26 protein-coding genes are annotated in these 24,375 nt (G+C 69.1%); 10 read left to right on the plus strand and 16 right to left on the minus strand.

Annotated elements, in window-relative coordinates:
• Positions 1 to 456: 456 nt before the first annotated feature.
• Positions 457 to 1,098: a DNA-3-methyladenine glycosylase gene (locus AB0N66_RS39260; protein WP_365444635.1), complete on the minus strand. Its 642-nt coding sequence runs from the start codon at positions 1,096 to 1,098 to the stop codon at positions 457 to 459.
• Positions 1,099 to 1,272: 174 nt separating this feature from the next.
• Between AB0N66_RS39260 and AB0N66_RS39265 the strand changes: the two genes are divergently transcribed.
• From AB0N66_RS39265 to AB0N66_RS39275, 3 genes are all read left to right on the plus strand, one after another.
• A complete protein-coding gene (locus AB0N66_RS39265; protein ID WP_365444638.1) occupies positions 1,273 to 2,055 on the plus strand; it encodes a sporulation protein in 783 nt (260 codons plus the stop codon).
• 41 nt (positions 2,056 to 2,096) lie between these two features.
• Entirely contained in the window at positions 2,097 to 2,636 is a 540-nt protein-coding gene (locus tag AB0N66_RS39270) for a YbhB/YbcL family Raf kinase inhibitor-like protein (protein WP_365444641.1), read from the plus strand.
• Between the two features lie 144 nt (positions 2,637 to 2,780).
• Positions 2,781 to 3,287 carry an HNH endonuclease gene (locus tag AB0N66_RS39275; RefSeq protein WP_365444644.1) on the plus strand — a complete coding sequence of 169 codons (507 nt, stop codon included), beginning with the start codon at positions 2,781 to 2,783 and terminating at the stop codon, positions 3,285 to 3,287.
• Positions 3,288 to 3,354: 67 nt separating this feature from the next.
• On the opposite strand, the gene AB0N66_RS39280 is transcribed toward AB0N66_RS39275, so the two are convergent.
• The 3 genes from AB0N66_RS39280 to AB0N66_RS39290 form a co-directional block, all read right to left on the minus strand.
• Positions 3,355 to 4,290 carry an SPFH domain-containing protein gene (locus AB0N66_RS39280; RefSeq protein WP_365444647.1) on the minus strand — a complete coding sequence of 312 codons (936 nt, stop codon included), beginning with the start codon at positions 4,288 to 4,290 and terminating at the stop codon, positions 3,355 to 3,357.
• A 130-nt stretch (positions 4,291 to 4,420) separates the two neighbouring features.
• Positions 4,421 to 4,855, minus strand: coding sequence for an NfeD family protein (locus AB0N66_RS39285; protein WP_365444650.1), 435 nt, complete (start codon positions 4,853 to 4,855; stop codon positions 4,421 to 4,423).
• Positions 4,856 to 4,947: 92 nt separating this feature from the next.
• Positions 4,948 to 5,739, minus strand: a complete 792-nt coding sequence (locus AB0N66_RS39290) for an ABC transporter ATP-binding protein (RefSeq protein ID WP_362086294.1) — start codon at positions 5,737 to 5,739, stop codon at positions 4,948 to 4,950.
• Between the two features lie 121 nt (positions 5,740 to 5,860).
• On the opposite strand from AB0N66_RS39290, the gene AB0N66_RS39295 reads away from it, so the two are divergent.
• Positions 5,861 to 6,649, plus strand: a complete 789-nt coding sequence (locus AB0N66_RS39295) for a hypothetical protein (protein ID WP_365444653.1) — start codon at positions 5,861 to 5,863, stop codon at positions 6,647 to 6,649.
• A gap of 186 nt (positions 6,650 to 6,835) precedes the next feature.
• Here AB0N66_RS39295 and AB0N66_RS39300 read toward each other — a convergent pair whose 3' ends face one another.
• The 4 genes from AB0N66_RS39300 to AB0N66_RS39315 form a co-directional block, all read right to left on the minus strand.
• Positions 6,836 to 7,075 carry a chaplin gene (locus AB0N66_RS39300; protein WP_365444656.1) on the minus strand — a complete coding sequence of 80 codons (240 nt, stop codon included), beginning with the start codon at positions 7,073 to 7,075 and terminating at the stop codon, positions 6,836 to 6,838.
• Between the two features lie 196 nt (positions 7,076 to 7,271).
• The gene (chpE, locus tag AB0N66_RS39305; protein ID WP_365444659.1) at positions 7,272 to 7,520 is read right to left on the minus strand and encodes a chaplin ChpE; all 249 of its coding nucleotides are present in this window, start codon (positions 7,518 to 7,520) and stop codon (positions 7,272 to 7,274) included.
• Between the two features lie 144 nt (positions 7,521 to 7,664).
• Positions 7,665 to 8,306 carry a response regulator transcription factor gene (locus tag AB0N66_RS39310; RefSeq protein WP_365444662.1) on the minus strand — a complete coding sequence of 214 codons (642 nt, stop codon included), beginning with the start codon at positions 8,304 to 8,306 and terminating at the stop codon, positions 7,665 to 7,667.
• Positions 8,299 to 9,477: a GAF domain-containing sensor histidine kinase gene (locus AB0N66_RS39315; RefSeq protein ID WP_365444665.1), complete on the minus strand. Its 1,179-nt coding sequence runs from the start codon at positions 9,475 to 9,477 to the stop codon at positions 8,299 to 8,301. Before AB0N66_RS39315 ends, AB0N66_RS39310 begins: the two co-directional genes overlap by 8 nt.
• 189 nt (positions 9,478 to 9,666) lie before the next feature.
• Between AB0N66_RS39315 and AB0N66_RS39320 the strand changes: the two genes are divergently transcribed.
• The 3 genes from AB0N66_RS39320 (at position 9,667) to AB0N66_RS39330 (ending at position 12,508) form a co-directional block, all read left to right on the plus strand.
• A complete protein-coding gene (locus AB0N66_RS39320; protein WP_365444668.1) occupies positions 9,667 to 10,362 on the plus strand; it encodes an SDR family oxidoreductase in 696 nt (231 codons plus the stop codon).
• Entirely contained in the window at positions 10,359 to 11,444 is a 1,086-nt protein-coding gene (locus AB0N66_RS39325; RefSeq protein WP_365444671.1) for an S-adenosylmethionine:tRNA ribosyltransferase-isomerase, read from the plus strand. The genes AB0N66_RS39320 and AB0N66_RS39325 overlap by 4 nt, the downstream gene beginning before the upstream one ends.
• A 299-nt stretch (positions 11,445 to 11,743) precedes the next feature.
• Positions 11,744 to 12,508 (plus strand): transglycosylase SLT domain-containing protein, encoded by a 765-nt coding sequence (locus tag AB0N66_RS39330; RefSeq protein ID WP_365444674.1) that lies wholly within the window; start codon positions 11,744 to 11,746, stop codon positions 12,506 to 12,508.
• A gap of 80 nt (positions 12,509 to 12,588) precedes the next feature.
• Here the strand turns inward: AB0N66_RS39330 and AB0N66_RS39335 are convergent, their stop codons facing one another.
• Entirely contained in the window at positions 12,589 to 15,084 is a 2,496-nt protein-coding gene (locus tag AB0N66_RS39335) for an FHA domain-containing protein (RefSeq protein ID WP_365444677.1), read from the minus strand.
• Between the two features lie 241 nt (positions 15,085 to 15,325).
• On the opposite strand from AB0N66_RS39335, the gene AB0N66_RS39340 reads away from it, so the two are divergent.
• Both AB0N66_RS39340 and serB read left to right on the plus strand, forming a co-directional pair.
• Positions 15,326 to 17,119, plus strand: coding sequence for a streptophobe family protein (locus AB0N66_RS39340; protein ID WP_365444761.1), 1,794 nt, complete (start codon positions 15,326 to 15,328; stop codon positions 17,117 to 17,119).
• A 154-nt stretch (positions 17,120 to 17,273) separates the two neighbouring features.
• Complete coding sequence (serB, locus tag AB0N66_RS39345) at positions 17,274 to 18,485, plus strand: phosphoserine phosphatase SerB (protein ID WP_365444680.1); 1,212 nt, start codon at positions 17,274 to 17,276, stop codon at positions 18,483 to 18,485.
• 111 nt (positions 18,486 to 18,596) lie between these two features.
• On the opposite strand, the gene AB0N66_RS39350 is transcribed toward serB, so the two are convergent.
• The 4 genes from AB0N66_RS39350 to AB0N66_RS39365 all read right to left on the minus strand — a co-directional run bounded on the left by AB0N66_RS39350 (position 18,597) and on the right by AB0N66_RS39365 (position 21,320).
• A complete protein-coding gene (locus AB0N66_RS39350) occupies positions 18,597 to 19,115 on the minus strand; it encodes a histidine phosphatase family protein (protein ID WP_365444683.1) in 519 nt (172 codons plus the stop codon).
• Positions 19,116 to 19,199: 84 nt separating this feature from the next.
• A complete protein-coding gene (locus tag AB0N66_RS39355; RefSeq protein ID WP_365444686.1) occupies positions 19,200 to 19,415 on the minus strand; it encodes a hypothetical protein in 216 nt (71 codons plus the stop codon).
• Between the two features lie 204 nt (positions 19,416 to 19,619).
• The gene (locus tag AB0N66_RS39360; protein ID WP_365444689.1) at positions 19,620 to 19,736 is read right to left on the minus strand and encodes an SGM_5486 family transporter-associated protein; all 117 of its coding nucleotides are present in this window, start codon (positions 19,734 to 19,736) and stop codon (positions 19,620 to 19,622) included.
• Between the two features lie 129 nt (positions 19,737 to 19,865).
• Entirely contained in the window at positions 19,866 to 21,320 is a 1,455-nt protein-coding gene (locus tag AB0N66_RS39365; protein WP_365444692.1) for a CynX/NimT family MFS transporter, read from the minus strand.
• 88 nt (positions 21,321 to 21,408) lie between these two features.
• Between AB0N66_RS39365 and AB0N66_RS39370 the strand changes: the two genes are divergently transcribed.
• Complete coding sequence (locus AB0N66_RS39370; RefSeq protein ID WP_365444695.1) at positions 21,409 to 22,140, plus strand: FadR/GntR family transcriptional regulator; 732 nt, start codon at positions 21,409 to 21,411, stop codon at positions 22,138 to 22,140.
• Here the strand turns inward: AB0N66_RS39370 and AB0N66_RS39375 are convergent.
• The 3 genes from AB0N66_RS39375 to fabG form a co-directional block, all read right to left on the minus strand.
• Complete coding sequence (locus AB0N66_RS39375; RefSeq protein WP_365444763.1) at positions 22,124 to 22,474, minus strand: hypothetical protein; 351 nt, start codon at positions 22,472 to 22,474, stop codon at positions 22,124 to 22,126. The genes AB0N66_RS39370 and AB0N66_RS39375 overlap by 17 nt on opposite strands.
• A 157-nt stretch (positions 22,475 to 22,631) precedes the next feature.
• The gene (gene fabI / locus AB0N66_RS39380; protein ID WP_365444698.1) at positions 22,632 to 23,399 is read right to left on the minus strand and encodes an enoyl-ACP reductase FabI; all 768 of its coding nucleotides are present in this window, start codon (positions 23,397 to 23,399) and stop codon (positions 22,632 to 22,634) included.
• A 5-nt stretch (positions 23,400 to 23,404) separates the two neighbouring features.
• Entirely contained in the window at positions 23,405 to 24,124 is a 720-nt protein-coding gene (gene fabG / locus AB0N66_RS39385; RefSeq protein WP_365444701.1) for a 3-oxoacyl-[acyl-carrier-protein] reductase, read from the minus strand.
• Positions 24,125 to 24,375 lie beyond the last annotated feature (251 nt).

A 24,375-nucleotide genomic window follows, 5' to 3' on the forward strand; every position in this document is an offset into this window, starting at 1 on the left:
TTTTCTTCAAAGGAACCTCGCCCCAGCCATAACGGCTGGAGACGGGGTATCAACAAACTTGGCGTTGATTTTTGGCACGCTGTTGAGTTCTCAAGAAACGGACACTTCCTTTGTACTCACCCGAGAGACTCTCTCAGGCTTTCCTCCGGGCGTTTCCCTTCGGTCTTGCGTTACCGACTCTACCAGACTCTTTTAGGCCCGATTCCCTGTCGGCGGGATTTGCCTCAAGCCTTTGATCGCTTTCGCGTCCCGGCTTTTCGACATTCACTACGCTAGCCGATTCCCTCCGCAACTCATAATCGAGTTCCGCGAGTTCGAATTACGGCATGCAGACACGCCGAATTCGCCCCCGCTGAGGGGAGTCGTAGGTAGTGGGTTGGCCGCTCTCGGCTGCTGGCTGAACGCCGTAACCGGTTCAAGCGGCTCGGGCTACATTACGGACCCCCCAGGAACGAGTCAAGTTCGGGGACGCCGGGGCACATGGGCCCGATAAGGGCTCACTGTCGGGTCGTTGGCGATCCAAAAGCGCCAGGGGTGAACGCCCCCGTCGCCGGCCACACCGGTGCGTGGACCGCTGCGTACCTGGTCGGAGTAGACAGGGGCGCCCGTGAGGAGGGTCAGCGGGCCACCCTCAGGGGCACAGGCGTCGGTGCCGTCGAGGGCGCGGTCCACGTCCAGGGCCGTGGCCAGTCGAGCGGGCCCTTTGGCCAGTTCCTTGTCATTTCGGGCCGATAGTCGACGTTTGCGGGTGAGTTCAGCGCCCTCGGTGACCTCGCCGGCACGGAGCAGGACCGCGCAGGGCTTGCCCTCGGGGCCGCACACCAGGTTCATGCAGAACCACATGCCGTAGGTGAAGTAGACGTACACGTGTCCGGGCGGACCGAACATCACGTCGTTGCGGGGTGTGCGGCCGCGGTAGGCGTGGGAGCCGGGGTCGTTCGGGCCGTCGTACGCCTCGACCTCTGTGAGGCGGAGCTCGATCGGACCGTCCGGCGTGCTGCGCACCAGGATGCGCCCCAGGAGATCGGGGGCTACGTCCAATACAGGGCGATCGAAGAACTCGCGTGTGAGGGGCGTACGGTCAGGGGCCGTGATCATGGCGTACGAGCGTAGTCCAGACGGGCGCGTGTCGGCGGGGTGGTCAGGGGGCGTCTCCCTTGGAAGGGTGAGGACGCGGAACCGGCGACGGTCGGATTGCGTTTGTAGGGATCAAGGAATCCAGACAGACAGCAGACACAGGACAGAACAGGCGTTGCCTGGGGAGGAAGTGACATGGGGTTCAAGCGGCTGCTTGCGAGCCTGGGGGCCGGTGGGGCTTCGGTCGAGACGGTGCTGACCGAGATCAACACCGTTCCGGGCGGCGTCGTCCAGGGGGAGGTGCGGATCCAAGGTGGGTCCGTGAACCAGGCGATCGAGGGTCTGTCGGTCGGTCTGCAGGCCAAGGTCGAGGTCGAGGGCCAGGACCAGGAGTACAAGCAGGACGTCGAGTTCACCAAGCTGCGGCTCGGTGGGGCCTTCGAGCTGCAGGCCAATGGGGTGCACTCGGTCCCGTTCGGCCTCGAGATCCCGTGGGAGACGCCGATCACGACGATCGACGGTCAGCCGTTGCGGGGGATGAACATCGGGGTGACCACGGAGTTGCAGATCGCGCGCGCCATCGACTCCAGCGACCTGGACCCGATCAGCGTGCACCCGCTGCCGGCGCAGCAGGCGCTTCTGAACGCGTTCATCCAGCTGGGCTTCCGCTTCAAGAACGCGGACCTGGAACGCGGTCACATCCGGGGTACGCGGCAGAAGCTGCCCTTTTACCAGGAGATCGAGTTCTTCCCGCCGTCGCAGTACCGCGGGCTGAACCAGGTGGAGCTGAGCTTCGTCGCGGACGACCGCGAGATGGACGTCATCCTGGAGATGGACAAGAAGCCGGGCCTCTTCAGTGAGGGCAGCGACTCGTTCCGTTCCTTCCAGGTCGGGCTGCACGACTACCAGGGCACGGACTGGGCCGCGTACCTGAACCAGTGGCTGTCGGAGGTCGGCAGCAAGCGCAGCTGGTTCTAGGCTCGGCCGGGAACTGTCACCACCGATCAGGAGGTACCGAGGTGACCGAGCTCAAGCGGCCGCCGCTCCCCCACGACTTCCATCCGCCCGTGCCGTCCTTCACGGCCACGAGCGATGATGTCGAGCAGGGTGCGACGCTCAAGGACGCTCAGGTCTACGCGGCGGGGAACACCTCGCCGCAGCTGCGCTGGGAGGGCTTCCCACCGGAGACCAAGAGCTTCGCCGTGACCTGCTACGACCCGGACGCCCCCACGGGCAGCGGGTTCTGGCACTGGTCAGTCTTCGACATTCCGGCGTCGGTCACCGAGCTGCCGACGGGCGCGGGCACCGGCAAGTTCGAGGGGCTGCCCGAAGGCGCGGTCCAGGTGCGCAACGACTACGGGTCCAGGGACTTCGGTGGCGCCGCGCCGCCGCCCGGGGATCCGGCGCACCGGTACGTCTTCACGGTGTACGCCGTGGATCAGGAGAAGCTCGGTCCTGACGCGGACGTGTCGCCTGCGGTCGTGGGCTTCAATCTGCGGTTCCACACCCTGGCACGGGCCCAGCTGATCGCCGAGTACGCGGCAGGTGCGGACAGCTGAGGGTTCACGGAACGTTTGCCCGTCTCTGGTCTTGGAAGTGATCAGAGGCGGGCATTTTTATTGCGTTGTCCATCCCGGCGCGCCCGGCCAGAGTTGATCCAAGCCCGCCAGGGAGTGGGCTTGTGCGCAGAGGAGGTGGGCTGGATGCGGGACACGCTGGTGCTGAATGCGAGCTTTGAGCCGCTGTCGACGGTGACGTTGAACCGAGCCGTCGTTCTGGTGCTGCAGGACAAGGCTGTCGTGGAGCAGGCCCACCCCGAACTGCGTATGCGCGGAGCCGCGCTCGACATACCCGTGCCCCGGGTGATCAGGCTCTGCCGCTATGTCCGGGTGCCTTTCCGAAGACAAGCTCCGTGGTCGAGGCGCGGTGTGCTGATCCGCGACCGGCACAGGTGCGCGTACTGCGACAGGCGGGCGACGACCGTGGACCACGTGGTGCCGAGGGCGCAGGGCGGTCAGGACTCCTGGCTGAACACGGTCGCCTCGTGCGCCGAGGACAATCACCGCAAAGCTGCCCGTACGCCGGACCAGGCGGGTATGCCGCTGCTCCGGCAGCCGTTCGAGCCGACGCCTGCGGACGCGATGCTGCTGGCGCTGGGCCGGGACGACTTCGCCGCGCTGCCTCAGTGGCTGATACAGCCGGCCGCGTAGGTCGTCGTACGTGACTGGGGCCCGCCTTCGTCGGAAGGTGGGCCCCAGTCACGTACACGCGCGTTCGTCAGTCGGTGACGGACGGCTTCTCGCGGCGCTCGGTGCCTCCGCCGCCCGAATTGCCGCCCATCGGACCCATGTTGCCCATGGCGCCACTCAGGCCCTTGAGCGCGTCACCGATCTCGCTCGGCACGATCCAGAGCTTGTTGGCGTCGCCCTCGGCGATCTTCGGGAGCATCTGGAGGTACTGGTAGGCGAGGAGCTTCTCGTCCGCGTCTCCGGCGTGGATGGACTCGAAGACCGTGCGGATGGCCTGGGCCTCGCCCTCGGCGCGCAGAGCGGCGGCCTTGGCATCACCTTCGGCGCGCAGGATCGAGGACTGCTTCTCACCTTCGGCGGTAAGGATCGCGGACTGCCGGATACCTTCGGCGGTGAGGATCGCGGCGCGCTTGTCGCGGTCGGCGCGCATCTGCTTCTCCATCGAGTCCTGGATGGAGGTAGGCGGCTCGATCGCCTTGAGCTCGACGCGGTTGACGCGGATGCCCCACTTGCCGGTTGCCTCGTCGAGGACGCCGCGCAGCGCCGCGTTGATCTCCTCGCGGGAGGTGAGGGTCCGCTCCAGGTCCATGCCACCGATGATGTTGCGGAGCGTGGTGACGGTGAGCTGCTCGATCGCCTGGATGTAGCTGGCGACCTCGTACGTCGCCGCGCGGGCGTCGGTCACCTGGTAGTAGATGACGGTGTCGATGTTGACGACCAGGTTGTCCTGGGTGATCACCGGCTGCGGCGGGAACGGCACGACCTGTTCGCGCAGGTCGATGCGGTTACGGATCGAGTCGATGAACGGGACGACGATGTTCAGTCCGGCGTTCAGCGTCCGCGTGTAGCGGCCGAAGCGCTCGACGATGGCTGCGCTTGCCTGTGGGATCACCTGGATGGTCTTGATCAGGGCGATGAAGACCAACACCACCAGAATGATCAGGACGATGATGATCGGTTCCATCGATGCTCCCCGTACCCTTCTCCGCTCGGTAATTCCTGAAGATCTTATGGTTGTTGAAGATCTTGCTGGACGAGTGTGACAGACAGTTGTCTGTGCTGTGGGGCGTTCGGTTCACTTGTGTCGTGCGAGGTCACATGACGATCGCGGTGGCCCCCTCGATATCGACGACGACCACCTCCTGTTCGACCTCGTAGGCCTGTCCGGAGTCGAGGGAGCGGGCCGACCAGATCTCCCCGGCGAGCTTGATCCGGCCGCCGGCCGAGGCGTCGACCCGCTCAAGGACCACCGCCTGCTTGCCCTTCAACGCCTCTATGCCGGTGGCGAGTTGGGGCTGCTGTGCACGGTGCCGGGCCGCGATGGGGCGTACGACGGCGAGCAGCGCCACCGACACGACTACAAACACGACGACTTGGAGTACGACACCGCCTCCGAGGCTCGCTGTGACGGAGCCGGCGACGGCGCCCACCGCGAACATCCCGAACTCCGGCATCGCGGTCACGACGAGCGGAATGCCGAGTCCGGCCGCGGCTATCAGCCACCACACCCATGCGTTGATGTCGTCCACATGGTCATGGTAGGTCCGCGGGTCCTGCCGCGGACAGGGCGCCGATCAGGTTGGAACAGGCCTTTTACCGGGGGCTTCCGGGGTTTGCGCGGTCAGGACATGGGCAGGCCCTGCGCGGTCCAGCGCTCGCCGACCTGTTCCACGACGAGCGGGAGGCCGAAGCAGAGGGAGAGGTTGCGCGAGGTGAGTTCGAGCTCCAGGGGGCCGGCGGCAAGTACCTTGCCCTGACGGATCATCAGGACATGGGTGAAGCCGGGGGCGATCTCCTCGACGTGGTGCGTGACCATGATCATGGAGGGGGCGATCGGGTCGCGGGCGAGGCGGCCGAGACGGCGTACGAGGTCCTCGCGGCCACCGAGGTCGAGGCCCGCGGCGGGCTCGTCCAGGAGCAGCAGCTCGGGGTCGGTCATCAGGGCGCGGGCGATGAGGGTGCGCTTGCGCTCGCCCTCGGAGAGAGTGCCGAACCTGCGGTCCAGGTAGTCGCTCATGCCGAGGCGGTCGAGGAAGGCGCGGGCGCGCTGCTCGTCGATGTCCTCGTAGTCCTCGTGCCAGCCGGCGGTCATGCCGTACGCGGCTGTGAGCACGGTCTGCAGGACGGTCTGGCGCTTGGGGAGCTTCTCGGCCATGGCGATACCTGCCACGCCGATACGCGGGCGCAGCTCGAAGACGTCGACCTTGCCGAGGGTCTCGCCGAGGATGGTGGCGGTGCCCTGGCTGGGGAAGAGGTAGCTGGAGGCGAGGTTCAGGAGGGTCGTTTTTCCGGCGCCGTTCGGGCCGAGGATGACCCAGCGCTCACCCTCCTTGACCGACCAGGAGACCTGGTCCACCAGAGCCCGGCCCTCGCGGACCACGGATACGTCCTCCAGCTCCAGTACATCGCTCATGAGCGCGTTGTCTCCCATTGCAGTCTCGGCCGTCGCTTACGTCTGTGGACGCAGCCCCCAGGGAAAACCTACGCCACCGGTCGGCCGCTCTATTCCATCGGCCGGTCCTTAGGGTGGAGGCATGCTCTCGGAACCACGCTCAGGACGACTGGCCGCATGGGGAAACGCCCTTTTGGCCGGACTTGTTTCGCCGGATGACGCGGTCCTCGCCATCGTCGGGGAGGACGCGGTGCACCGGGTCGAGGGGCTGCCTGGCGAGGTGGGGCCGGTCGGTCTCACGCTCGCTCTCGGCCGGTTGCGCGCGCTCGGGGTGACCGGGCTGCGGGTCGCGCTGCCCGCGCCGGGGCACCCGCTCGGGCTCAGCGGACCGCCGGACTTCAACGCACGCGCCCTCGACGCCGAGGAGGCCGTCGTCTGCCACGGGGTGGCGCTCGGGCTCGTCCCCGAGGTGTACGAGGCCGGGCCCGACGGCGATGTGCACGTCGAGGTCGTCTGGCACTGCCTCGCCGTGCGGGAGGCGCCGCCGGCCGATGTGCCGTCCCTCGGCGAGGCCGAACGGGAGCTGGCGGAGGCGTTGCGTGACGCCACGGAGATGTTGTCGCGGCTGGATGTGGCGGGGTCGGGGCCGGTCGCCGAGGCGGCGGTCGAGGCGTATCGGGCTCGGGCGGAGCGGGGGCGCGAGGTGCTGGCTCCCGGGTATCCGCCGCGTGCGGTACGGGTGTTGGAGCTTGCCCAGCGGGTGGGGCTGCTGATCTCCGTCGCGCAGGAGAACGGGCATGGCGGGGCGGTGAGTGCGTCGGAGATTGCGGCTCGGGCGGAGGCGTTGCGGCCGGTGGAGCGGACGGGGCGGCGGGCTCAGGTGGCGGCGTACAACGCGTTTGTGGAGGAGCGGGAGCGGGGGGTTCGCTGACAGTGGTGGGCCCGGCAGGGGTTTTCGCCCCCTCCGCCCCTACCCCGACCCTTGTTCCTGGGGCTCCGCCCCCAGACCCCCCTGTCACGCTGAACGCGCTCGTTCTCAAGCGCCGGACAGGCTGAAAGCGACAAGAGCCCCGCCGACCACTCTCGGTCGCGGGGCTCTTCTCTGATGGGGCGGACGTCAGTCGTTCACGCCCGTGTTGCCGAACGCCGGGTTCAGCAGGCCAATGACGTTGGCGCTGTTGCCGATGACGTTGACGGGGACGTGAATGGGGAGCTGGACGGCGTTGCCCGAGGCGACGCCCGGCGACTTCACGGCCGCGGCCTCGGCACCCGAGTCGGCGACAGCGGCACCGGCGGAGGCGCCGGCGGCGATACCGGCGACGGTGAGGGCCACGGCGGCCTTCTTGGTGATGTTCATGAGAAGCGTTCCTCCTGCGTTTGCGGATCCGACCCGGCCGCGGGTCGTACGCTGAGCAACGCTTCAAACGCCCCTTATGGCACGGGGGACTTCACTGAACTGCCCGTTCGGTCCATTGGGGCGACGAGCGGACAACCTGACCGGCCTCCCGGGGGCACCCGGGAGGCCGGTGGTCATGATCGGTCCGGTACGGACCTCAGCGGTTGAGGCCGAGGTTGCCGAAGGCCGGGTTGAGAACGCCGATGACGTTCACGCTGTTGCCGACCGCGTTCACCGGGATGTGGATCGGGGCCTGGATGGCGTTGCCCGAGATGACGCCCGGCGAGCCCACGGCCTTGCCGTCCGCGTGCGAGCCACCGTCCGTGGCGGAGGCGAAACCGGCACCGGCGGCAACGAGGCCACCCGCCACCATCGTGACAGCTGCGGCCTTCTTCAGGTTCTTCACTTCTAAGCCCTCCTAGCGATCACTGCGGCAAGTCCCGCAGCACGCAATGGAGAACGGCCGAGATCCACAGAGGTTGCGCCATCTGGGGGACATACACACGACGGTATGAATCTCAGCCCGGAGCGGAACCCTCCGAATTGCCGGTCACCCGGCCGCACCATGCCGTACGGCCCACAGCGCGGCCTGGGTGCGGTCGGAGAGGTCGAGTTTCATCAGGATGTTCGAGACATGCGTCTTGACGGTCTTTTCGGAGAGGACGAGTGCGCGGGCGATTTCGCGGTTGGAGCGGCCGTCCGCGATCAGTCCGAGCACCTCGCGCTCCCGCTCGGTGAGTGAACCGCCTCTCCCCTGGCCCGAGTTGACCTCCTCCTGGGACAGCAGAACGCCCGCCACCTCGGGCTGGAGCAGGATGTGTCCGGCGTGCACGGAGCGGATGGCGCCGGCGAGCGCTTCGGGGTCGACGTCCTTGTACACATACCCGGCGGCGCCCGCGCGCAGGGCAGGGACGACCGTGCGCTTCTCGGTGAAGCTGGTGACGATCAACACGCGCGCGGGGTTGGTGAGTTCGCGAAGCTTGCGCAGCGCGTCGATGCCGTCCATGCCCGGCATCCTGACGTCCATGAGGACGACGTCGGGCTTCAACTCCTCGGCTCGGGCGACTCCTTCGGCGCCGTCGGACGCCTCCCCCACCACCTCGATGTCGTCCTGGACTTCGAGGAAGGTGCGCAGGCCCCGGCGGACCACTTGGTGGTCGTCGACGAGCAGCACCTTGATTGCGTCAGCCACCAGGGACCTCCATCTCGATCGTGGTGCCCTTGCCGGGCGCCGATTTCACGGTGAGCGTGCCGCCGACCCCGCTCGACCGATCACGCATGGACACCAGGCCCAGGTGGCGTCCCGCACGGCGTATCACGGTCGGCTCGAAGCCGCTGCCGTCGTCGGTGACGCGCAGGACGGCGCCCTGTCCGGCCCGCTCGAAAGTGACGTCCACCTGAGCCGCGCCCGAGTGCCGCAGCGCGTTGTGCAGGGCTTCCTGGGCGACGCGCAGCATGGCCTCCTCCTGGGAGGCGGGCAGCGCTCGTACACCGCAGCTGCTGAAGGTCACGCGCGCGGAGTGAGCACGGTCGAGGACCTGGATATGGGTGCGCAGGGTGGCGACCAGTCCGTCCTCGTCGAGGGCTGCGGGGCGCAACTCGACGACGGCGGCGCGCAGTTCGTCGGCCGCCTCCGCGGCGAGCGCTGCCACCTGCTGCAGTTCGCCCTTGGCGCGCGAGGGGTCACGGTCGACGAGGGCCGCGGCGGCCTGTGCGGTGAGGCGCAGGGAGAAGAGCTTCTGGCTGACGGCGTCGTGGAGCTCGTGGGCGAGCCTGGAGCGCTCCTCTGCGATGGTGAGTTCGCGACTGCGCTCGTAGAGACGGGCGTTCGTCAGGGCGATCGCCGCGTGCTGGGCGAGGATCGTCAGGAGTTCCTCGTCGTCCTCGGTGAAGCCACAACTGCCGTCCGGCTTCGGGCTCCGGGGGTCTGGGGGATGCCCCCCAGAAGGACGCAGCTTGTTTGCGAGGAAGAGTGCGCCGATGACCTCGTCGCCGTCGCGGATCGGCAGGCCAAGGAAGTCGGACATGTCGGGGTGGGCGCCGGGCCAGCCCTCGAAGCGGGGGTCCTTGCGGACGTCGGCGAGGCGCTCGGGGCGGGCCTCGTGGAGCATCGCGGCGAGGATGCCGTGCTGGCGCGGGAGCGGGCCGATGGCCTTCCACTGGGCATCGCTGATGCCGTCGACGACGAACTGGGCGAATCCTCCGTGGTCGTCGGGGACCCCGAGTGCCGCGTACTGGGCGTCGAGCAGCTCGCGGGCCGAGGCGACGATCGTCTTGAGGACGTCGCGCACCTCGAGGTGCCTGCTCATGGCCAGCAGCGCGGAACTCACCGCGTACAGGCCGGACCGGGGGCCTTGACTCATGACCCCAAAGTACCTGCGGGGTGTGACAACCCGTATCCGACCTGTGGCCGCCGACGCCTGGTCCGGTGGACCTAGGGCAAAGGGCCCCTGATCTTCGCGACCCGCGTACGAGGCGGCGCGGGTGGTCCGGTTCCTACGTTGAGTTCACCGCTGACGGAAGGCGGTCGAGGACGAGGGGACGTGGGTGGCATGCCGGTAGCGATCATCACGGGGGCGTCTAAGGGGCTGGGTCGGGCGCTCGGCGCGGCCCTGGCCGAGCGCGGCTGGGATCTGGTGCTCGACGCCAGGACGGCGGGGGTGCTGGAGGAGACGGCGGTGGCGCTGTCGGCGTACGGGACTCAGGTGGAGGCGCTGCCCGGGGATGTCACGGATGCCGGGCACCGCACCGAGCTGGTGGCTGCGGCCCGGAAGCTCGGGGGCGTCGACCTCCTGGTGAACAACGCGAGCGCGCTGGGCGCCGAACCGCTCGTACGTCTGGAGGGGTTGCCCCTGGACGGGTTGCGGCAGGCTCTGGAGGTCAACGTGGTCGCCGCGCTGGGCCTGATCCAGGAGGCGTTGCCCCTGCTGCGGGCGGCGCGGGCAGGGTCGGTCATCGACATCAGCTCGGACGCGGCCGCCGAGGCGTACGAGACGTGGGGCGGGTACGGGGCGTCCAAGGCCGCGCTCGATCATCTGTCGGCGGTACTCGCCGAGGAGGAGCCCGGGCTGCGGGTCTGGGCGGTCGACCCCGGCGACATGGGCACGGACCTGTACGCGGCGGCCGTACCGGACGACGACGATCCGCGGCCGGCGCCGGCCATTGTGGTTCCGGCCTTTCTGCGGCTGCTGGACCAGCGTCCGGGCAGTGGTCGTTACGGTGCTCCCGCTCTGCTGGAGACACGATGACGACCGCTCTGCGGGTTCCGGAGGAGCGGCTGGCGCGAGTGCCGGCCGAGCAGCGGGGGCCGGGGCTCGACCGGGATGCGGTGCGGCTGCTCGTCTCGCGGGGCACCGAGGTCTCGCACCACGCGTTCGTGGATCTGCCCGGGCAGCTGAGAGCCGGGGACCTGCTCGTCGTCAACACTTCTCCGACGCTGGCCGCCGCTGTCGACGGGAACGTCGGGCACGCGCGCGTAGTGGTGCATTTCTCGACGCGCGGTGATGACGGGCGGTGGGCCGTCGAGCTGCGGGATCCCGACGGAAGGGGCACCACGCGGGCGCGTGCGTGCGGACCGGAAGGAACGGAGGTGCGCCTCCCCGGGGGCGTACGCCTCGTACTGGAGGAGCCGCTGGCCGCGCGTGGCTCGCGCCTGTGGTGGGGGCGGGTGTCGGACGCGGACGTCCTCGGGCTGTTGCGGCGGCACGGGCGTCCTATTCGCTACTCCTATACGGAGAGGGATCAGCCGCTGTCCGTCTATCAGACGGTTTTCGCGCTGCCGTCCGCCGACGGCGCGGGCAGTGCGGAGATGCCGAGTGCCGCGCGGCCCTTCACCGCGCGCCTGGTGGCGGAGCTGGTGAGCCGGGGTGTGCAGTTCGCGCCGATCACGCTGCACACCGGGGTCGCGTCGGCCGAGGCGCACGAGCCGCCGTATCCGGAGAGATACGAGGTGCCGCGGGCGTCGGCCCGGCTGATCAACGCGGCGAGGGCGGGAGACGGCCGGGTCGTCGCGGTCGGTACGACGGCCGTACGCGCCGTCGAGTCCGCGGCGGGCACCGACGGGGTGGTCCGGGCCCGGAAGGGCTGGACAGACCTCGTGGTGACCCCGGAGAGGGGCGTGCGGGTCGTCGACGGGCTGCTGACGGGGCTGCACGAGCCGGAGGCCTCGCATCTGCTGATGCTGGAGGCGATCGCGGGAGGAGCCGCCGTGGACCGCAGCTACGACGCGGCGCTGAGCGGCCTCTACCTCTGGCACGAGTTCGGGGACGTACACCTCATCCTTCCGGACGAGGACCCTCACTCTGGGCATTGCTCCAGCAACTGCCGGTGAGACTGATGGGTGGCCGGTGTGACCCCGAGCATAGGGCGCAGATCACGTACGAAGGGGCATAGGAGATAAAGGGGACCTGCATGAGCGGGAAAGGCGTGACAGTCTGTCCTGTTTTGCCCTTCCAGGGTCCACTATCGGGCTTCGTACGTCACACCTTTGCCACAGGTTTTTGCGACCGCTAAGAATGGCCTCCGTCGCTCAGCGCCGCGGGTTCCGCCCCGCGGCGTTTGGTCCGCAAACACACTGTCCCCACCCGGACCGGGAGCGACCTCCGCGCTATTCGAAGAGGTCCATCAGTCATGCCCAAGAACACCACCACTCCTGGTCATAGTCCCAAGCTGACCAAGACCCACAAGCTGTCGATCGCCGGTGTCGCGGCCCTTGGTGCCGCCGCCCTCGCGTTCTCGCTGGTGCCGGGAAACGCCGGGACCACCACGTCCGACGCGGCCTCCTCGGCCCAGGTCGCCTACAGCGACCAGCAGATCAAGGACGTGAAGGCGAGCGTCACCGATCAGCTGGCCGGCGCCGACCTGAAGACCCAGGACATAGCGGCGAAGAAGAAGGCGGCCGCCGACGCCGCCAAGAAGGCCGCCGCGAAGAAGACCGCTGACGCAGCGGCCAAGAAGAAGGCTGCCGCCGCGGCCGCCGCCAAGAAGAAGGCCGCGGCTGCACGCACGAAGGAGCAGGCCGCGAGCCGCTCCACCACACGCGTCGAGGTCGAGACCGTCGCCGTGAAGACGTACGCCAACAACCTCGACGGCTGGATCCGCCAGTCCCTCGACATCATGGCGAAGAACGGCATCCCTGGCTCGTACGACGGTCTGTACCGCAACATCATGCGGGAGTCGACGGGCAACCCGAACGCCATCAACGGCTGGGACATCAACGCCCAGAACGGCACCCCGTCGATCGGCCTGCTCCAGGTCATCCAGCCGACGTTCACCGCATACCACGTGGTCGGCACGTCGACGAACATCTACAACCCGGTCGCCAACATCACGGCCGCCGCCAACTACGCGGCCGACAAGTACGGCTCGATCGACAACGTCAACGGCGCGTACTGAGGCCGGGCGCGGAGCTCTGACACGTACGCCGAAGGGCGGCACCCCTGCTGGGGAGCCGCCCTTCAGTCGTGCCCGCGTGCTTACTTGCGCATGACCTCGGGCTCGTGGCGGCGCAGCAACCGCGCGACCACGAAACCGCAGAGCACGCCGATGGCGAGCAGCACACCCATGTCGATGATCCACTGGCTCAGCTCGGGGTCCCACAGCGGGTCCCCGGGTTTGCCGGGCTGATACGGCAGCAAGGTGTTGAGGTCTGCCGTCGTCCCCGCCGCGGCGACCGCCCAGCGCGAGGGCATCAACCACGCCACCTGTTCGACGCCCACCTTGTCGAAGAGCTGGAAGAGGCAGCCGGTGAAGACGACCTGGACGATCGCGAACATGACCAGCAGGGGCATGGTCTTCTCGGCCGTCTTCACGAGCGCGGAGATGATCAGGCCGAACATCATCGAGGTGAAGCCGAGCGCCATGATCGGCAGGGTGAGTTCAAGGGCCGGCGCGCTCTTCAGCAGCAGGCCCTCCGCGGGCAGCTTGTCGCCGCGCGAGAACAGGCCGATGGCGCCGATGATCCCACCCTGCAGGATGGTGATCACGCCGAGCACGATGACCTTGGACATCAGATACGCCGAGCGGGAAAGGCCGGTCGCCCGCTCCCGTTCGTAGATCACCCGTTCCTTGATCAGCTCACGGACCGAGTTGGCCGCGCCGGCGAAGCAGGCGCCCACCGCGAGGATCAGCAGGATGGTGCTGCCGTCCCGGTTCGAGAACGGCGGGTTGCCGTTCTTCGGGCCGAGGGCGAGACCGAATTCGGCGGGGATGAGGACGCTCACGACGCCGAGGACGGCGGGCAGGATCACCATCAGGCCGAGGAAGCCCCGGTCGGACACGATCACCGACGTGTAGCGGCGGACCAGCGTGGACAGCTGGGACAGCCAGCCCTGCGGCTTCGGCGGTCGCATCGCCTGCGGCGACGGCATGTGCACCGACTGCGCGGCGACGGCGTCGATGTCCGCCGCGTACATCTGGTAATGCTGCGAGCCCTTCCAGCGGCCCGCCCAGTCGTAGTCGCGGTAGTTCTCGAACGAGGAGAAGACGTCGGCCCAGGTCTCGTAGCCGAAGAAGTTGAGGGCCTCCTCGGGCGGACCGAAGTACGCGACCGCACCGCCCGGCGCCATCACCAGGAGCTTGTCGCAGATGGCGAGCTCGGCCACGGAGTGCGTGACGACGAGGACCGTACGGCCGTCGTCGGCGAGGCCGCGCAGGAGCTGCATGACGTCGCGGTCCATGCCCGGGTCGAGGCCGGAGGTCGGCTCGTCCAGGAAGATCAGCGAGGGCTTGGTGAGCAGCTCCAGGGCCACGGAGACACGCTTGCGCTGGCCACCCGAGAGAGAGGTGACCTTCTTCTCCTTGTGGATGTCCAGCTTCAGCTCGCGCAGCACCTCGTCTATACGGGCATTGCGCTCCTGCCCCGTGGTGTCGGCGGGGAAGCGGAGCTTGGCCGCGTACTTGAGGGCCTTCTTGACGGTCAGTTCCTTGTGCAGGATGTCGTCCTGCGGGACCAGACCGATGCGCTGGCGGAGCTCGGCGAACTGCTTGTACAGGTTTCGGTTGTCGTAGAGAACGTCGCCCTCGTTGGCGGGGCGGTAGCCCGTGAGCGCCTTCAGGAGCGTCGACTTGCCGGAGCCCGAGGGGCCGATGACCCCGACGAGCGACTTCTCGGGTACGCCGAAGGAGACGTCCTTGAGGATCTGCTTGCCGCCGTCGACCGTCACCGTGAGGTGGCGGGCCGAGAAGGAGACCTCACCGGTGTCGACGAACTCTTCGAGACGGTCGCCGACGAGGCGGAACGTCGAGTGGCCGACGCCCACGATGTCGTTCGGGCCGAGCAGCGCCGTGCCGCCCTTGGCGATCGGGATACCGTTGACGTAGGTGCCGTTGTGCGAGCCGAGGTCGCGGATCTCGAAGCGGCCGTCAGGTGTCGCGTGGAACTCCGCGTGGTTGCGCGAGACCTGGAGGTCCGAGACGACCAGCTCGTTCTCCAGGGCACGGCCGATACGCATCACGCGGCCGAGCGAGAACTGGTGGAACGTGGTCGGGCTGCGGTCGCCGTAGACCGGTGGCGCCCCCGCGCCCCCACCGGGTCCCTGCTGCGGCGGAATGTTCGCGGCCTGCTGCGGCCGCTGCCAGCTCTGCTCCGGAGCCTGTTGCTGCGGCGGCTGCGCCCAGCCGGGGTTCGCGCCCTGCGCGGCGAACGGCTGCTGTTGCGGCTGTGCGGCTACGCCGGCCGCGGCGCCGGACAGGTTCAGACGCGGTCCGTCGGTCGCGTTGCCGAGATGCACGGCCGAGCCGGGGCCGATCTCCATCTGATGGATCCGCTGCCCCTGCACGAACGTGCCGTTGGTGCTGCCGTGGTCCTCCAGGACCCAGCTACGGCCGTCCCAGCTGATCGTGCCGTGCCGCCAGGACACCCTGGCGTCGTCGAGCACGATGTCCCCCTGCGGATCACGTCCGAGGGTGTATGACCTGGACGCCTCGAGCGTCCAAGTCCGTCCATTCAATTCCAGTACGAGTTCCGGCACTCCATGCCCCACTGAGTTGTCCCCCGAAGTTGCCCCATCACAGGGAGTCTAGGGATGTCGAACATCCTGGGGAACTATTTCAGTTGGAGCCCCCTGACCGAAAGTCGGGCCTCGTGAAGGGTGTGTACGGGCGGGTTGCCCGTTTCCGTTGACGGGGTTGAAACCGGCCCGGAGAGTGGTAATCCCACGCGAGGGGGACATGCGCGGTGGCTCGCCGCGGCGCGGATCGGGGGGGCTGATGATGAGCATCGAGACCGCTGAGCACGGCAGGAGGGTGCCGTGGGGAGACGTACTGCTGTCCGCGATCGCCGCTGTGAGCTGGTCACTGATCGGAATGGCGGGCACGGCCGCGCTGGGTCTGCATCTGCTCGGCGCTGACGCGGCGGGCTCCCTGGGGCCGATGACCGCGGCGGTTGTGGCACTCGGGGCGGGTGGTTCGGTCACGCCGTCCGGCGATGTGTCGGCCTTCGGCCTGAAAGGCGCGGAGGCCACCACGGCCATACAGATCACGCCACTTGGCGTGGGTCTCGTGGGCGCGCTCCTGCTGTCGTGGTTCTTCTTACGTTCCCTGCGCGGAGCGGGAGCTGTGATCGCGCCGTCCGAACTCCTCGCGCGCACGGGCTCGGTGATCGTCCTCTTCGTGGCGATGCTGGGCGGGCTCGCCTGGGCCGGCCACGACATCATCACCATCGACGGCAGCCAACTCGGGCTCGACCAGGTGCCGGGCGCCGGCGGCCTGGGTGACATCACCGACCAACTCCCCGGCGGGCTCGGGGACATCGGAGACATCGGCGGGCTGCTGCCCGACCAGATCGGTGACCTCGTGGACGCGCAGGCGGCCGTGGGCTTCACCGTCGACACCGTGCCGACACTGCTCGGCGGCGCGGCCTGGGCTGCCGGGATCCTGGTGATCGCGCTGCTCGCCTCTCGTCGTACACCGCTGCCGCGCGGCTGGGAGGCCGTGCACCGAGTGGTGCGGCCGGCCGCGTCCGCGCTGGTCACGGTGTTGCTGGTGGCGGTCCTTGCGGGGTTCGCGGCGGCGGCGTACGCGGCGATCGGCGACGACAACCCCAAGCGGATCGCCGGCGCGGCCCTGCTCGGCGCACCCAACGGCGTCTGGCTCGGCATCCCCATCGGCCTCCTCGTGCCCGTGGACGGCCAGGCCACGGGCGAACTCGCCAAGCTCCTGCCGGACCCCGTTGACAAGCTGCTCAGCGTCAGCTCCGACCAGCCCATCACCCTGGGCCGGCTCGCCGAACTGGACGGCCGGGTCTGGCTGTTGGGGGTCGCGGCCGCGATGACGATGCTGTTCGCGGGCGTACTGGCCGCCGCGCGTACGCCATTTGTACGGGCGCGGGATGCCGCCGTCGCCGGAGGGCCGGGTGGCACAGATGTACGGGGGCAGGGTGCCCTCGGTTTCGCAGGGCGCTGCGCTCTTCGGCTCGGGGTCGTGACGGCACTGGCACTGCCGCTGCTGGGGTGGCTGACGGAGGTGTCCGTGGACGCCTCGCTGTCGGTACTCGGCTTCGACGCGTTCGGCGCGGGGATCGAACTGCACGGGCAACTGGGCATGGCGCTGCTGCTCGGCGCCCTGTGGGGTGCGGGCGCGGGGGCGGCGGGGGCGCTGCTGGCGTACGCGAGCGGGGCCGCGGGGCGCCGGGCGGCGCCGCTCGCGTGGGGTGGCGGCAAGGCTTCGGTTGCGTGGGGTGACGGCACGGCTCCGATTGCTCAGGGGCCCGCGGAACTCCCCCGGCAGTCGGGACCGTACAGCCCGGGTACGCCGCACCGCGCGCCGAACCCCGACACCAATCCGTATCTGCGTCTGCCCGACGAACTGCGGGAGCCCGAGGACGGCCGGCCTGCCGAGCGGGCGCGGCCGCCCGACGTGTACGGCGCGCCGACGGTGATCGGGCCGTACACGCCGCCACCCGCACCGTCGAAGCGGCGGTCGCAGTCGCGGGGTGCCCCTCCTCCGCCACCGCCCCCGCCCGAGGAGGGGCCGCCGCCACCGGGAAGGTCTCGGCGCCGGGACTGACCCTTGACTGGACTGGCGTGGGCTGACCGTGGCCCGGAAGGACCGTCGCCGCCGGGACATGCCCACGCTACAAAGCAGACACCCAGTGTTTCCCGTCCGCAGGGCGGACCTCAGGGGCGGAAGGCGGAGGGTGCCCGATACGGTGGATACCACCATGAGCGCATCACAGACCCCTGATGTCCCCACACTTCTCGTCAAGATCTTCGGCAAGGACCGGCCGGGCATCACGGCCGGGCTCTTCGACACTCTCGCCGCCTACTCCGTCGACGTGGTCGACATCGAGCAGGTCGTCACCCGCGGCCGGATGGTGCTGTGCGCGCTCGTGAGCGAGCCGCCCGGCGGGCTCGAAGGTGATCTGCGGGCCACCGTCCACAGCTGGGCGGAGTCGATGAAGATGCAGGCGGAGATCATCTCCGGCCTCGGCGACAACCGGCCGCGCGGACTCGGGCGCTCGCTCGTCACCGTGCTCGGGCACCCGCTCACGGCGGAGTCGACGGCCGCGATCGCCGCTCGGATCACGAAGGCCGGCGGCAACATCGACCGGATCTTCCGGCTCGCCAAGTACCCCGTGACAGCGGTCGAGTTCGCCGTGTCCGGTACGGCGACCGAGACACTGCGCACCGCTCTGGCGCCCGAGGCCGCGGGGCTCGGCGTCGATGTGGCGGTGGTCGCGGCCGGGCTGCACCGAAGGGCGCAGCGCCTGGTCGTCATGGATGTGGACTCGACGCTCATCCAGGACGAGGTGATCGAGCTCTTCGCGGCACACGCCGGGTGCGAGAAGGAGGTCGCCGAGGTGACCGCGGCCGCGATGCGCGGCGAACTGGACTTCGAGCAGTCGCTGCACGCGCGCGTGGCGCTCCTGAAGGGGCTGGACGCCTCGGTGGTGAACAAGGTGCGCGAGGAGGTGCGGCTGACACCGGGCGCGCGCACGCTGATCCGCACTCTGAAGCGGCTCGGCTACCAAGTCGGCGTCGTCTCCGGCGGGTTCACGCAGGTCACCGATGACCTCAAGGAACGGCTCGGGCTGGACTTCGCGCAGGCCAACACCCTGGAGATCACTGACGGGAAGCTGACCGGCAGGGTCACCGGCGAGATCGTGGACCGCGCGGGCAAGGCACGGCTGCTGCGCCGGTTCGCCGCCGAGGCGGGTGTGCCGCTCGCCCAGACGGTGGCGATCGGCGACGGCGCGAACGACCTCGACATGCTCAACGCGGCCGGTCTCGGCGTCGCGTTCAACGCCAAACCGGTCGTACGCGAGGCCGCGCACACCGCCGTGAACTTCCCCTTCCTGGACACCGTCCTGTATCTGCTGGGTGTCACGCGTGAAGAGGTCGAGGCTGCGGACATGCATCTGGACGACCACTGAGCCCAAGAGCTACTGAGCTACTGAGCTACTGAGCTCAGTCTGCTCGCGACGGGGGCCCGGCACCGTGGTGGTGCCGGGCCCCTCGTTGTCTCTTCTTGGCTGGGTCTCCGGTCAGTCGCTCGGCGCCCAGTAGTCGGTCAGCGTGGCCGCTCCGGGCTCCAGGGATTTCCAGGAGCCGTCGAAGGAGAGCACCGCGAAGGCGGCGGCGGCGAATCCTCGGTCGTTCATCCGGGTGCGGGTGTCGCCCTCGGCCTGTCCGGCCAGGATGTCGGCGAGGCCCTGTACTCCTGGGTTGTGGCCGATCAGGACCACGTCCTGCGCGTCTTCGGGGGTTTCGTTGAGTACGGCGATCAGCTCGCCCGGCGAGGCTTCGTAGAGCCGCTCCTCGTAGACCGTTTTCGGCCGGTGGGCGAGCTCATGGACGGCAAGCTTCCAGGTCTCGCGGGTCCGGGCCGCGGTGGAGCAGAGGGCCAGATCGAAGGGGATGCCTGTGTCGGCCAGCTTGCGTCCGGCGACGGCTGCGTCCTTGCGGCCCCGGTCGGCGAGCGGCCGCTCGTGGTCGGACACCTGTGGCCAGTCGGCTTTCGCATGCCGGAAGAGGACAATCCTGCGGGATTCTGCGACGCTCATGTGTCCCAGCTTCGCACGAAACACGCCATGGGGCGCAAGGAGTTGACTCGCTGCCCCGGGAGGGGTGAAGGGGGTTCCTGGTGCTCACGGTGCTCGGTTCAGCACCGTCTGCTGGACGCGCTCGAAGACATCCGTGATCGCGGCGTTGCCGCCCGCCGCGTGCGCGTCCACCGGATTGAGTATCAGGAGCAGCAGGGTGACGAAGGCGAGCATCGGCAGCGCGAGGGCCCACCAGGGCAGCCGGATGTCGATGCGGCCCTTGGTCGCCGGGGGGAGCCGGGGGTGCGTAGGGGCCGACATGCCGCCTCCGTGGTCTTCGAGTGGTCCGTGGCCGCGTCCTCGCGGCCACAGTTCGAAGTTACGGAATCCGGAGCCCTCAACCCATCCGGTGATCCACCCACTTGACCCTGACACTCACCCCCTAGGGGATGGTGGGGCCAGCACCACCACGGACGCCGAGCGTGCCCCGCGAAGACCCCGCCGGGCACGGTGACGGCGCGGCGGTCAGGGTGAGGCGATCGTCGCGATGATGCCGATGATCACGGTGATGGCGAGGAACGTGCCGAAGACGAGCAGCATCTTCTTCTGGCCGTTCTGGGGGTTCGGATCGAGCACTGGCATACGCCCAGTCTTGCACCCTTCGCCCGCCCGTTCACGGGTGGGGTCACCACCTCACGAACGAGATCGGATCCTCGCATGGGCACGTATCGGATCCCTCGTGGGCACGTATCGGATGCCACATGGGCGCGTTCAGATTCCTCGCGGGCACGTTCGGCGTGCGGCCTCGTCCTCCACCGTGCGGTCGCGGCCCGCGAGGATGCCCACCGCGATCTGCGGGATCATCAGCCCGGCCATGAGAGCGAGAGGCAGGCCCCAGCCGCCGCTGTGCTGGTAGAGCACGCCCACGAGGAGCGGTCCAGGAATGGAGAGCAGATAGCCGGCGCTCTGCGCGAAGGCCGACAGCTCGGCCACGCCCGCACCGGTCCTGGCCCGCATGCCGACCATCGTGAGGGCCAACGGGAAGGCGCAGTTGGAGACGCCGAGGAGCACGGCCCAGGCCCAGGCGCCGCCCGCGGGGGCGAGGTAGAGGCCCGCGTATCCGGCGAGACCGCAGACGCCGAGCGCGACCACGATCGGCCCCTGGTGGGGCAGGCGCGTGGCGAGGCGCGGGATGACGAAGGCCAGCGGCACGCCCATCACCATCGTGACGGCGAGGAGCAGGCCCGCGGTGCCGGCCGAGACTCCCGCGTCGCGGAAGATCTGCGCCATCCATCCCATGGTGATGTACGCGGCGGTCGCCTGAAGCCCGAAGAACACGGCGAGCGCCCAGGCGGTACGGCTCCGGGTGATCCGCAGCCCGTCGGGCGCGTGCCGCACGGAGCCGCTGCCCGAGGAGGGTCCCTGCGGATCGGAGTCCCCGCCCACAGGACGCCGCTCCTGTGCGGAGCCGCTGCCCGCAGTACGCCGCTCCGGCGCGGAACCTCCGTCCGCGGTACGCCGCTCCGGTGCGGATACGGAAGGCCCCCGCTGGGCGGGAACACCGGACACGGCCCCCCGCACACGCACGAGCGGTATCCACGGCAGTACGGCCACCACCGCCAACCCCGCCCACACCACGAGCCCCGACCGCCAACTGCCGCCCAGGGCGTCGGTCGTGGGAACGGTCACCGCCGCCGCGGCCGAGGTGCCGAGCGCGAGGGCCATCGAGTACAGGCCGGTCATCGAGCCGACCCGCTCCGGGAACCAGCTCTTGACGATCACCGGCATCAGGACGTTGCTGACGGCGATGCCCATGAGCGCGAGTGCGGTGGCGGCCAGGAAGCCGGCCGTGTTCCCGGCGTACGGCCGGATCGCCAGGCCCGCCGCGATGGCGACCATGCCCGCGCAGACGACGGCGCCGGGCCCGAAACGGCGGGCGAGCCGCGGCGCCATGACCCCGAAGACCGCGAAGCAGAGCGGCGGTACGGAGGTGAGCAGCCCGGCGACGCTGCCGCTCATGCCGAGTCCGTCGCGTACCTCTTCCAGGAGGGCGCCGAGGCTCGTGATCGCGGGCCGCAGGTTGAGGGCCGTGAGGACGATCGCGACGACCACCAGACGCGTCGTCCACGCGCGCGTGGCGGGCGTTGCGCTCTCGGTCTTCGTCTCGGTGCCCGCGGAGCTGCGTATGGGTGTGGACGTCATCGTCCGGGTCTCCTCGCTTGCCATGTTCCCCATCATAGAATCATGGGATGATTGGCTGTCCAATCCCCTTGCGTTAGTCTCCGGAGCCTCCGGCCCCGTTCGAAGGACCGTCATGCCGCTGAGCCACCCTCGCCGTTCGGCACTGTCCGAGCAGGTCATCGCCGAGCTGCGGAACCAGATCACCTCGGGCGAGTGGCCGGTGGGCTCCCGTATCCCGACCGAGCCGGAGCTGGTCGAGCAGCTGGGCGTCGCCCGCAACACGGTCCGCGAGGCCGTCCGCGCGCTCGCGCACAACGGCCTGCTCGACATCCGGCAGGGTTCGGGCACCTACGTGGCGGCGACCAGCGAGCTGGCGGGCGTGATGCACCGTCGCTTCGCGGACGCCGATCCGCGGCACATCGCCGAGCTGCGCTCCACGCTGGAGTCGAGCGCCGCGAAGCTGGCCGCCGAGCGGCGCACCGAGCGCGATCTCAAGCAGCTGGACGGCCTGCTCGTACGCCGTGAGGAGGCCTGGGAATCGGGCGACGCGGAGGCCTTCGTGACCGCCGACGCGACCTTCCATCTGGCGGTGGTGGCCGCGTCCCACAACGACGTCATGACGGCGATGTACGCGGACCTGGGCGAAGTGCTGCGCGACTGGCTGCGCGAGGACGTCGGCGAGGAGCTGACTCCGGAGACGTACATGGACCACGCCCGGCTCGTGGACGCGATCCGGGCGGGCGACACGGAGGCGGCTGCCACGGAGGCCGCGGGCTATCCGTTCCTGTGCCGTCCGGGGCGGCTCAGGCTCGTGAGCGGGACGGAACGGTCCGCGAGGGGGCCGGGCTTCACTTCTGGTGACTGACCCAGACCGACCGCACCTCCTTCCAGCACCGGCCCGTCAGCCGCACGGTCTCCGCGGGCCCCGCGCCGACCGGGACGCCGTCGCTGTCGATGTCCCACCAGCGGTCGCACTCGAGGTGCAGGCTGACCCGGTCGGTCTCCGGGTACGGGTTGTGGCAGTACGCGGTCACATACGAACCGTCGACAGAGGTGCGGCAGGCCGCGCCGAAGGGCCTCTCGTCGGGCACGCGCGCGTGGGGTGTTGTTTTCGCGGTGTGGGAGGCAGCGTCGCCGGGCATCGCGACAAGAAGTGCCAGGGCGGCCAGCACCGGGGCGGAACGGTGGGACAGGCGCACAAGGGAGACCTCCTCGGACATGCTCGGGAGGGGAACGCGTACTCCAGAGTGCGCGGTTACCGGCCTCGTCCGCCCGGCCGACAGGGCCTAACGGGTGACGCCCCGCTCCCCGCGCACGGCGGGAGACGGGGCGTCGTCGACGTAGAGCCGCGCGGCGTCACGCACCGATGGCGTGCAGACCGCCGTCCACGTGGATGATCTCGCCGGTGGTCTTCGGGAACCAGTCGCTCAGCAGGGCGACGATGCCCTTGCCGGCCGGCTCCGGGTCCTTGAGGTCCCACTCCAGCGGGGAGCGGTTGTCCCACACGGAGGCCAGCTCGTCGAAGCCCGGGATGGACTTGGCGGCCATCGAGCCGAGCGGGCCCGCGGAGATGAGGTTGCAGCGGATGTTCTGCTTGCCCAGGTCGCGGGCGAGGTAGCGGCTGGTGGCCTCCAGGGCGGCCTTGGCCGGGCCCATCCAGTCGTACTGCGGCCACGCGAAGGACGCGTCGAAGGTGAGGCCGACGACCGAGCCGCCGTTCTGCATCAGCGGCAGACAAGCCACGGTCAGCGACTTCAGGGAGTACGCCGAGACGTGCATGGCGGTGGCGACCGACTCGAACGGCGTGTTGAGGAAGTTGCCGCCGAGCGCGTCCGGCGGCGCGAAGCCGATGGAGTGGACGACTCCGTCGAGGCCGCCGAGCTCCTCGCCGACGATGTCGGCAAGGCGCCCGAGGTGCTCGTCGTTGGTGACGTCGAGCTCGATGACCTTGGTGGGCTTGGGGAGCTTCTTGGCGATGCGCTCGGTCAGCGTGGGCCGCGGGAACGCGGTCAGGATGATCTCGGCGCCCTGCTCCTGGGCCTGCTTGGCGGCGTGGAAGGCGATGGAGGACTCCAGCAGCACACCGCTGATCAGGACGCGCTTGCCCTCGAGGATTCCGCTCATGGTGATCAGTGACCCATTCCCAGTCCGCCGTCAACGGGGATGACGGCTCCAGTGATGTACGAGGCGTCGTCCGAGGCGAGGAACCGCACCGCGGCGGCGATCTCCTCGGGCTGCGCGTACCGGCCCAGCGGCACCTGCTTCACGATGCCCGCGCGCTGCTCGTCGGTGAGCACCTTGGTCATGTCGGTGTCGACGAAACCGGGCGCGACGACGTTGAAGGTGATGTTGCGCGAGCCGAGTTCACGGGCGAGCGAGCGCGCGAAGCCGACCAGGCCGGCCTTGGACGCGGCGTAGTTCGCCTGGCCCGCGGAGCCGAGCAGCCCCACGACCGACGAAATCAGCACGACGCGGCCCTTCTTGGCACGCAGCATGGCTCGGTTGGCCCGCTTCACCACGCGGAAGGTGCCGGTGAGGTTGGTGTCGAGGACGGACGTGAAGTCCTCCTCGGACATACGCATCAGGAGCTGGTCCTTGGTGACACCCGCGTTGGCGATCAGCACCTCGACCGGACCGTGCTCGGCCTCGATCTCCTTGTAGGCCTGCTCCACCTGCTCGGTGTCGGTGATGTCGCACTTCACCGCGAGGCAGCCCAGATCGATGAGGTCGGCCGGTGGCTCACCCGAACGGTATGTGATGGCGACCTTGTCGCCGGACTCGGCGAACGCGCGGGCGATGGCGAGGCCGATGCCCCGATTGCCTCCGGTGACGAGAACCGAGCGGCTCAACGGATCACCCTTTCGATAACGGTCTGAAGCCCCTGCACAGGACAGGAGCCTTACTCGAAAACCTATCGGTCCCGCCCGGCTTGCGGAGAATCGGGCATCGACAGTCGCGTAGGGGACTCACTGTCGGGTCCCTACAGAAAGCGGTGGCCCGCCCGTCGAAAGCCCGTGGTCCGCCGACCGAAAGACGACCCAGCCGTCCTGAAGGTGTCGCAAGGCAACGGAAAGACGTGGCCTCCGACCCCGCCCGCGCG

Origin of the sequence: Streptomyces sp. NPDC093544 (assembly GCF_040683495.1) — a bacterium.
Taxonomy (GTDB): Bacteria; Actinomycetota; Actinomycetes; order Streptomycetales; family Streptomycetaceae; genus Streptomyces.

What these genes read in the sequence shown, in the direction of transcription:
- AB0N66_RS39260 (WP_365444635.1), bottom strand. Translation starts at nt 1,098, where the DNA reads ATGATCACGGCCCCTGACCGTACGCCCCTCACACGCGAGTTCTTCGAT.
- AB0N66_RS39265 (WP_365444638.1), top strand. Translation starts at nt 1,273, where the DNA reads ATGGGGTTCAAGCGGCTGCTTGCGAGCCTGGGGGCCGGTGGGGCTTCG.
- AB0N66_RS39275 (WP_365444644.1), top strand. Translation starts at nt 2,781, where the DNA reads ATGCGGGACACGCTGGTGCTGAATGCGAGCTTTGAGCCGCTGTCGACG.
- AB0N66_RS39280 (WP_365444647.1), bottom strand. Translation starts at nt 4,290, where the DNA reads ATGGAACCGATCATCATCGTCCTGATCATTCTGGTGGTGTTGGTCTTC.
- AB0N66_RS39290 (WP_362086294.1), bottom strand. Translation starts at nt 5,739, where the DNA reads ATGAGCGATGTACTGGAGCTGGAGGACGTATCCGTGGTCCGCGAGGGC.
- AB0N66_RS39295 (WP_365444653.1), top strand. Translation starts at nt 5,861, where the DNA reads ATGCTCTCGGAACCACGCTCAGGACGACTGGCCGCATGGGGAAACGCC.
- AB0N66_RS39300 (WP_365444656.1), bottom strand. Translation starts at nt 7,075, where the DNA reads ATGAACATCACCAAGAAGGCCGCCGTGGCCCTCACCGTCGCCGGTATC.
- AB0N66_RS39315 (WP_365444665.1), bottom strand. Translation starts at nt 9,477, where the DNA reads ATGAGTCAAGGCCCCCGGTCCGGCCTGTACGCGGTGAGTTCCGCGCTG.
- AB0N66_RS39320 (WP_365444668.1), top strand. Translation starts at nt 9,667, where the DNA reads ATGCCGGTAGCGATCATCACGGGGGCGTCTAAGGGGCTGGGTCGGGCG.
- AB0N66_RS39325 (WP_365444671.1), top strand. Translation starts at nt 10,359, where the DNA reads ATGACGACCGCTCTGCGGGTTCCGGAGGAGCGGCTGGCGCGAGTGCCG.
- AB0N66_RS39330 (WP_365444674.1), top strand. Translation starts at nt 11,744, where the DNA reads ATGCCCAAGAACACCACCACTCCTGGTCATAGTCCCAAGCTGACCAAG.
- AB0N66_RS39340 (WP_365444761.1), top strand. Translation starts at nt 15,326, where the DNA reads ATGAGCATCGAGACCGCTGAGCACGGCAGGAGGGTGCCGTGGGGAGAC.
- serB (WP_365444680.1), top strand. Translation starts at nt 17,274, where the DNA reads ATGAGCGCATCACAGACCCCTGATGTCCCCACACTTCTCGTCAAGATC.
- AB0N66_RS39350 (WP_365444683.1), bottom strand. Translation starts at nt 19,115, where the DNA reads ATGAGCGTCGCAGAATCCCGCAGGATTGTCCTCTTCCGGCATGCGAAA.
- AB0N66_RS39355 (WP_365444686.1), bottom strand. Translation starts at nt 19,415, where the DNA reads ATGTCGGCCCCTACGCACCCCCGGCTCCCCCCGGCGACCAAGGGCCGC.
- AB0N66_RS39360 (WP_365444689.1), bottom strand. Translation starts at nt 19,736, where the DNA reads ATGCCAGTGCTCGATCCGAACCCCCAGAACGGCCAGAAGAAGATGCTG.
- AB0N66_RS39365 (WP_365444692.1), bottom strand. Translation starts at nt 21,320, where the DNA reads ATGGCAAGCGAGGAGACCCGGACGATGACGTCCACACCCATACGCAGC.
- AB0N66_RS39370 (WP_365444695.1), top strand. Translation starts at nt 21,409, where the DNA reads ATGCCGCTGAGCCACCCTCGCCGTTCGGCACTGTCCGAGCAGGTCATC.
- fabI (WP_365444698.1), bottom strand. Translation starts at nt 23,399, where the DNA reads ATGAGCGGAATCCTCGAGGGCAAGCGCGTCCTGATCAGCGGTGTGCTG.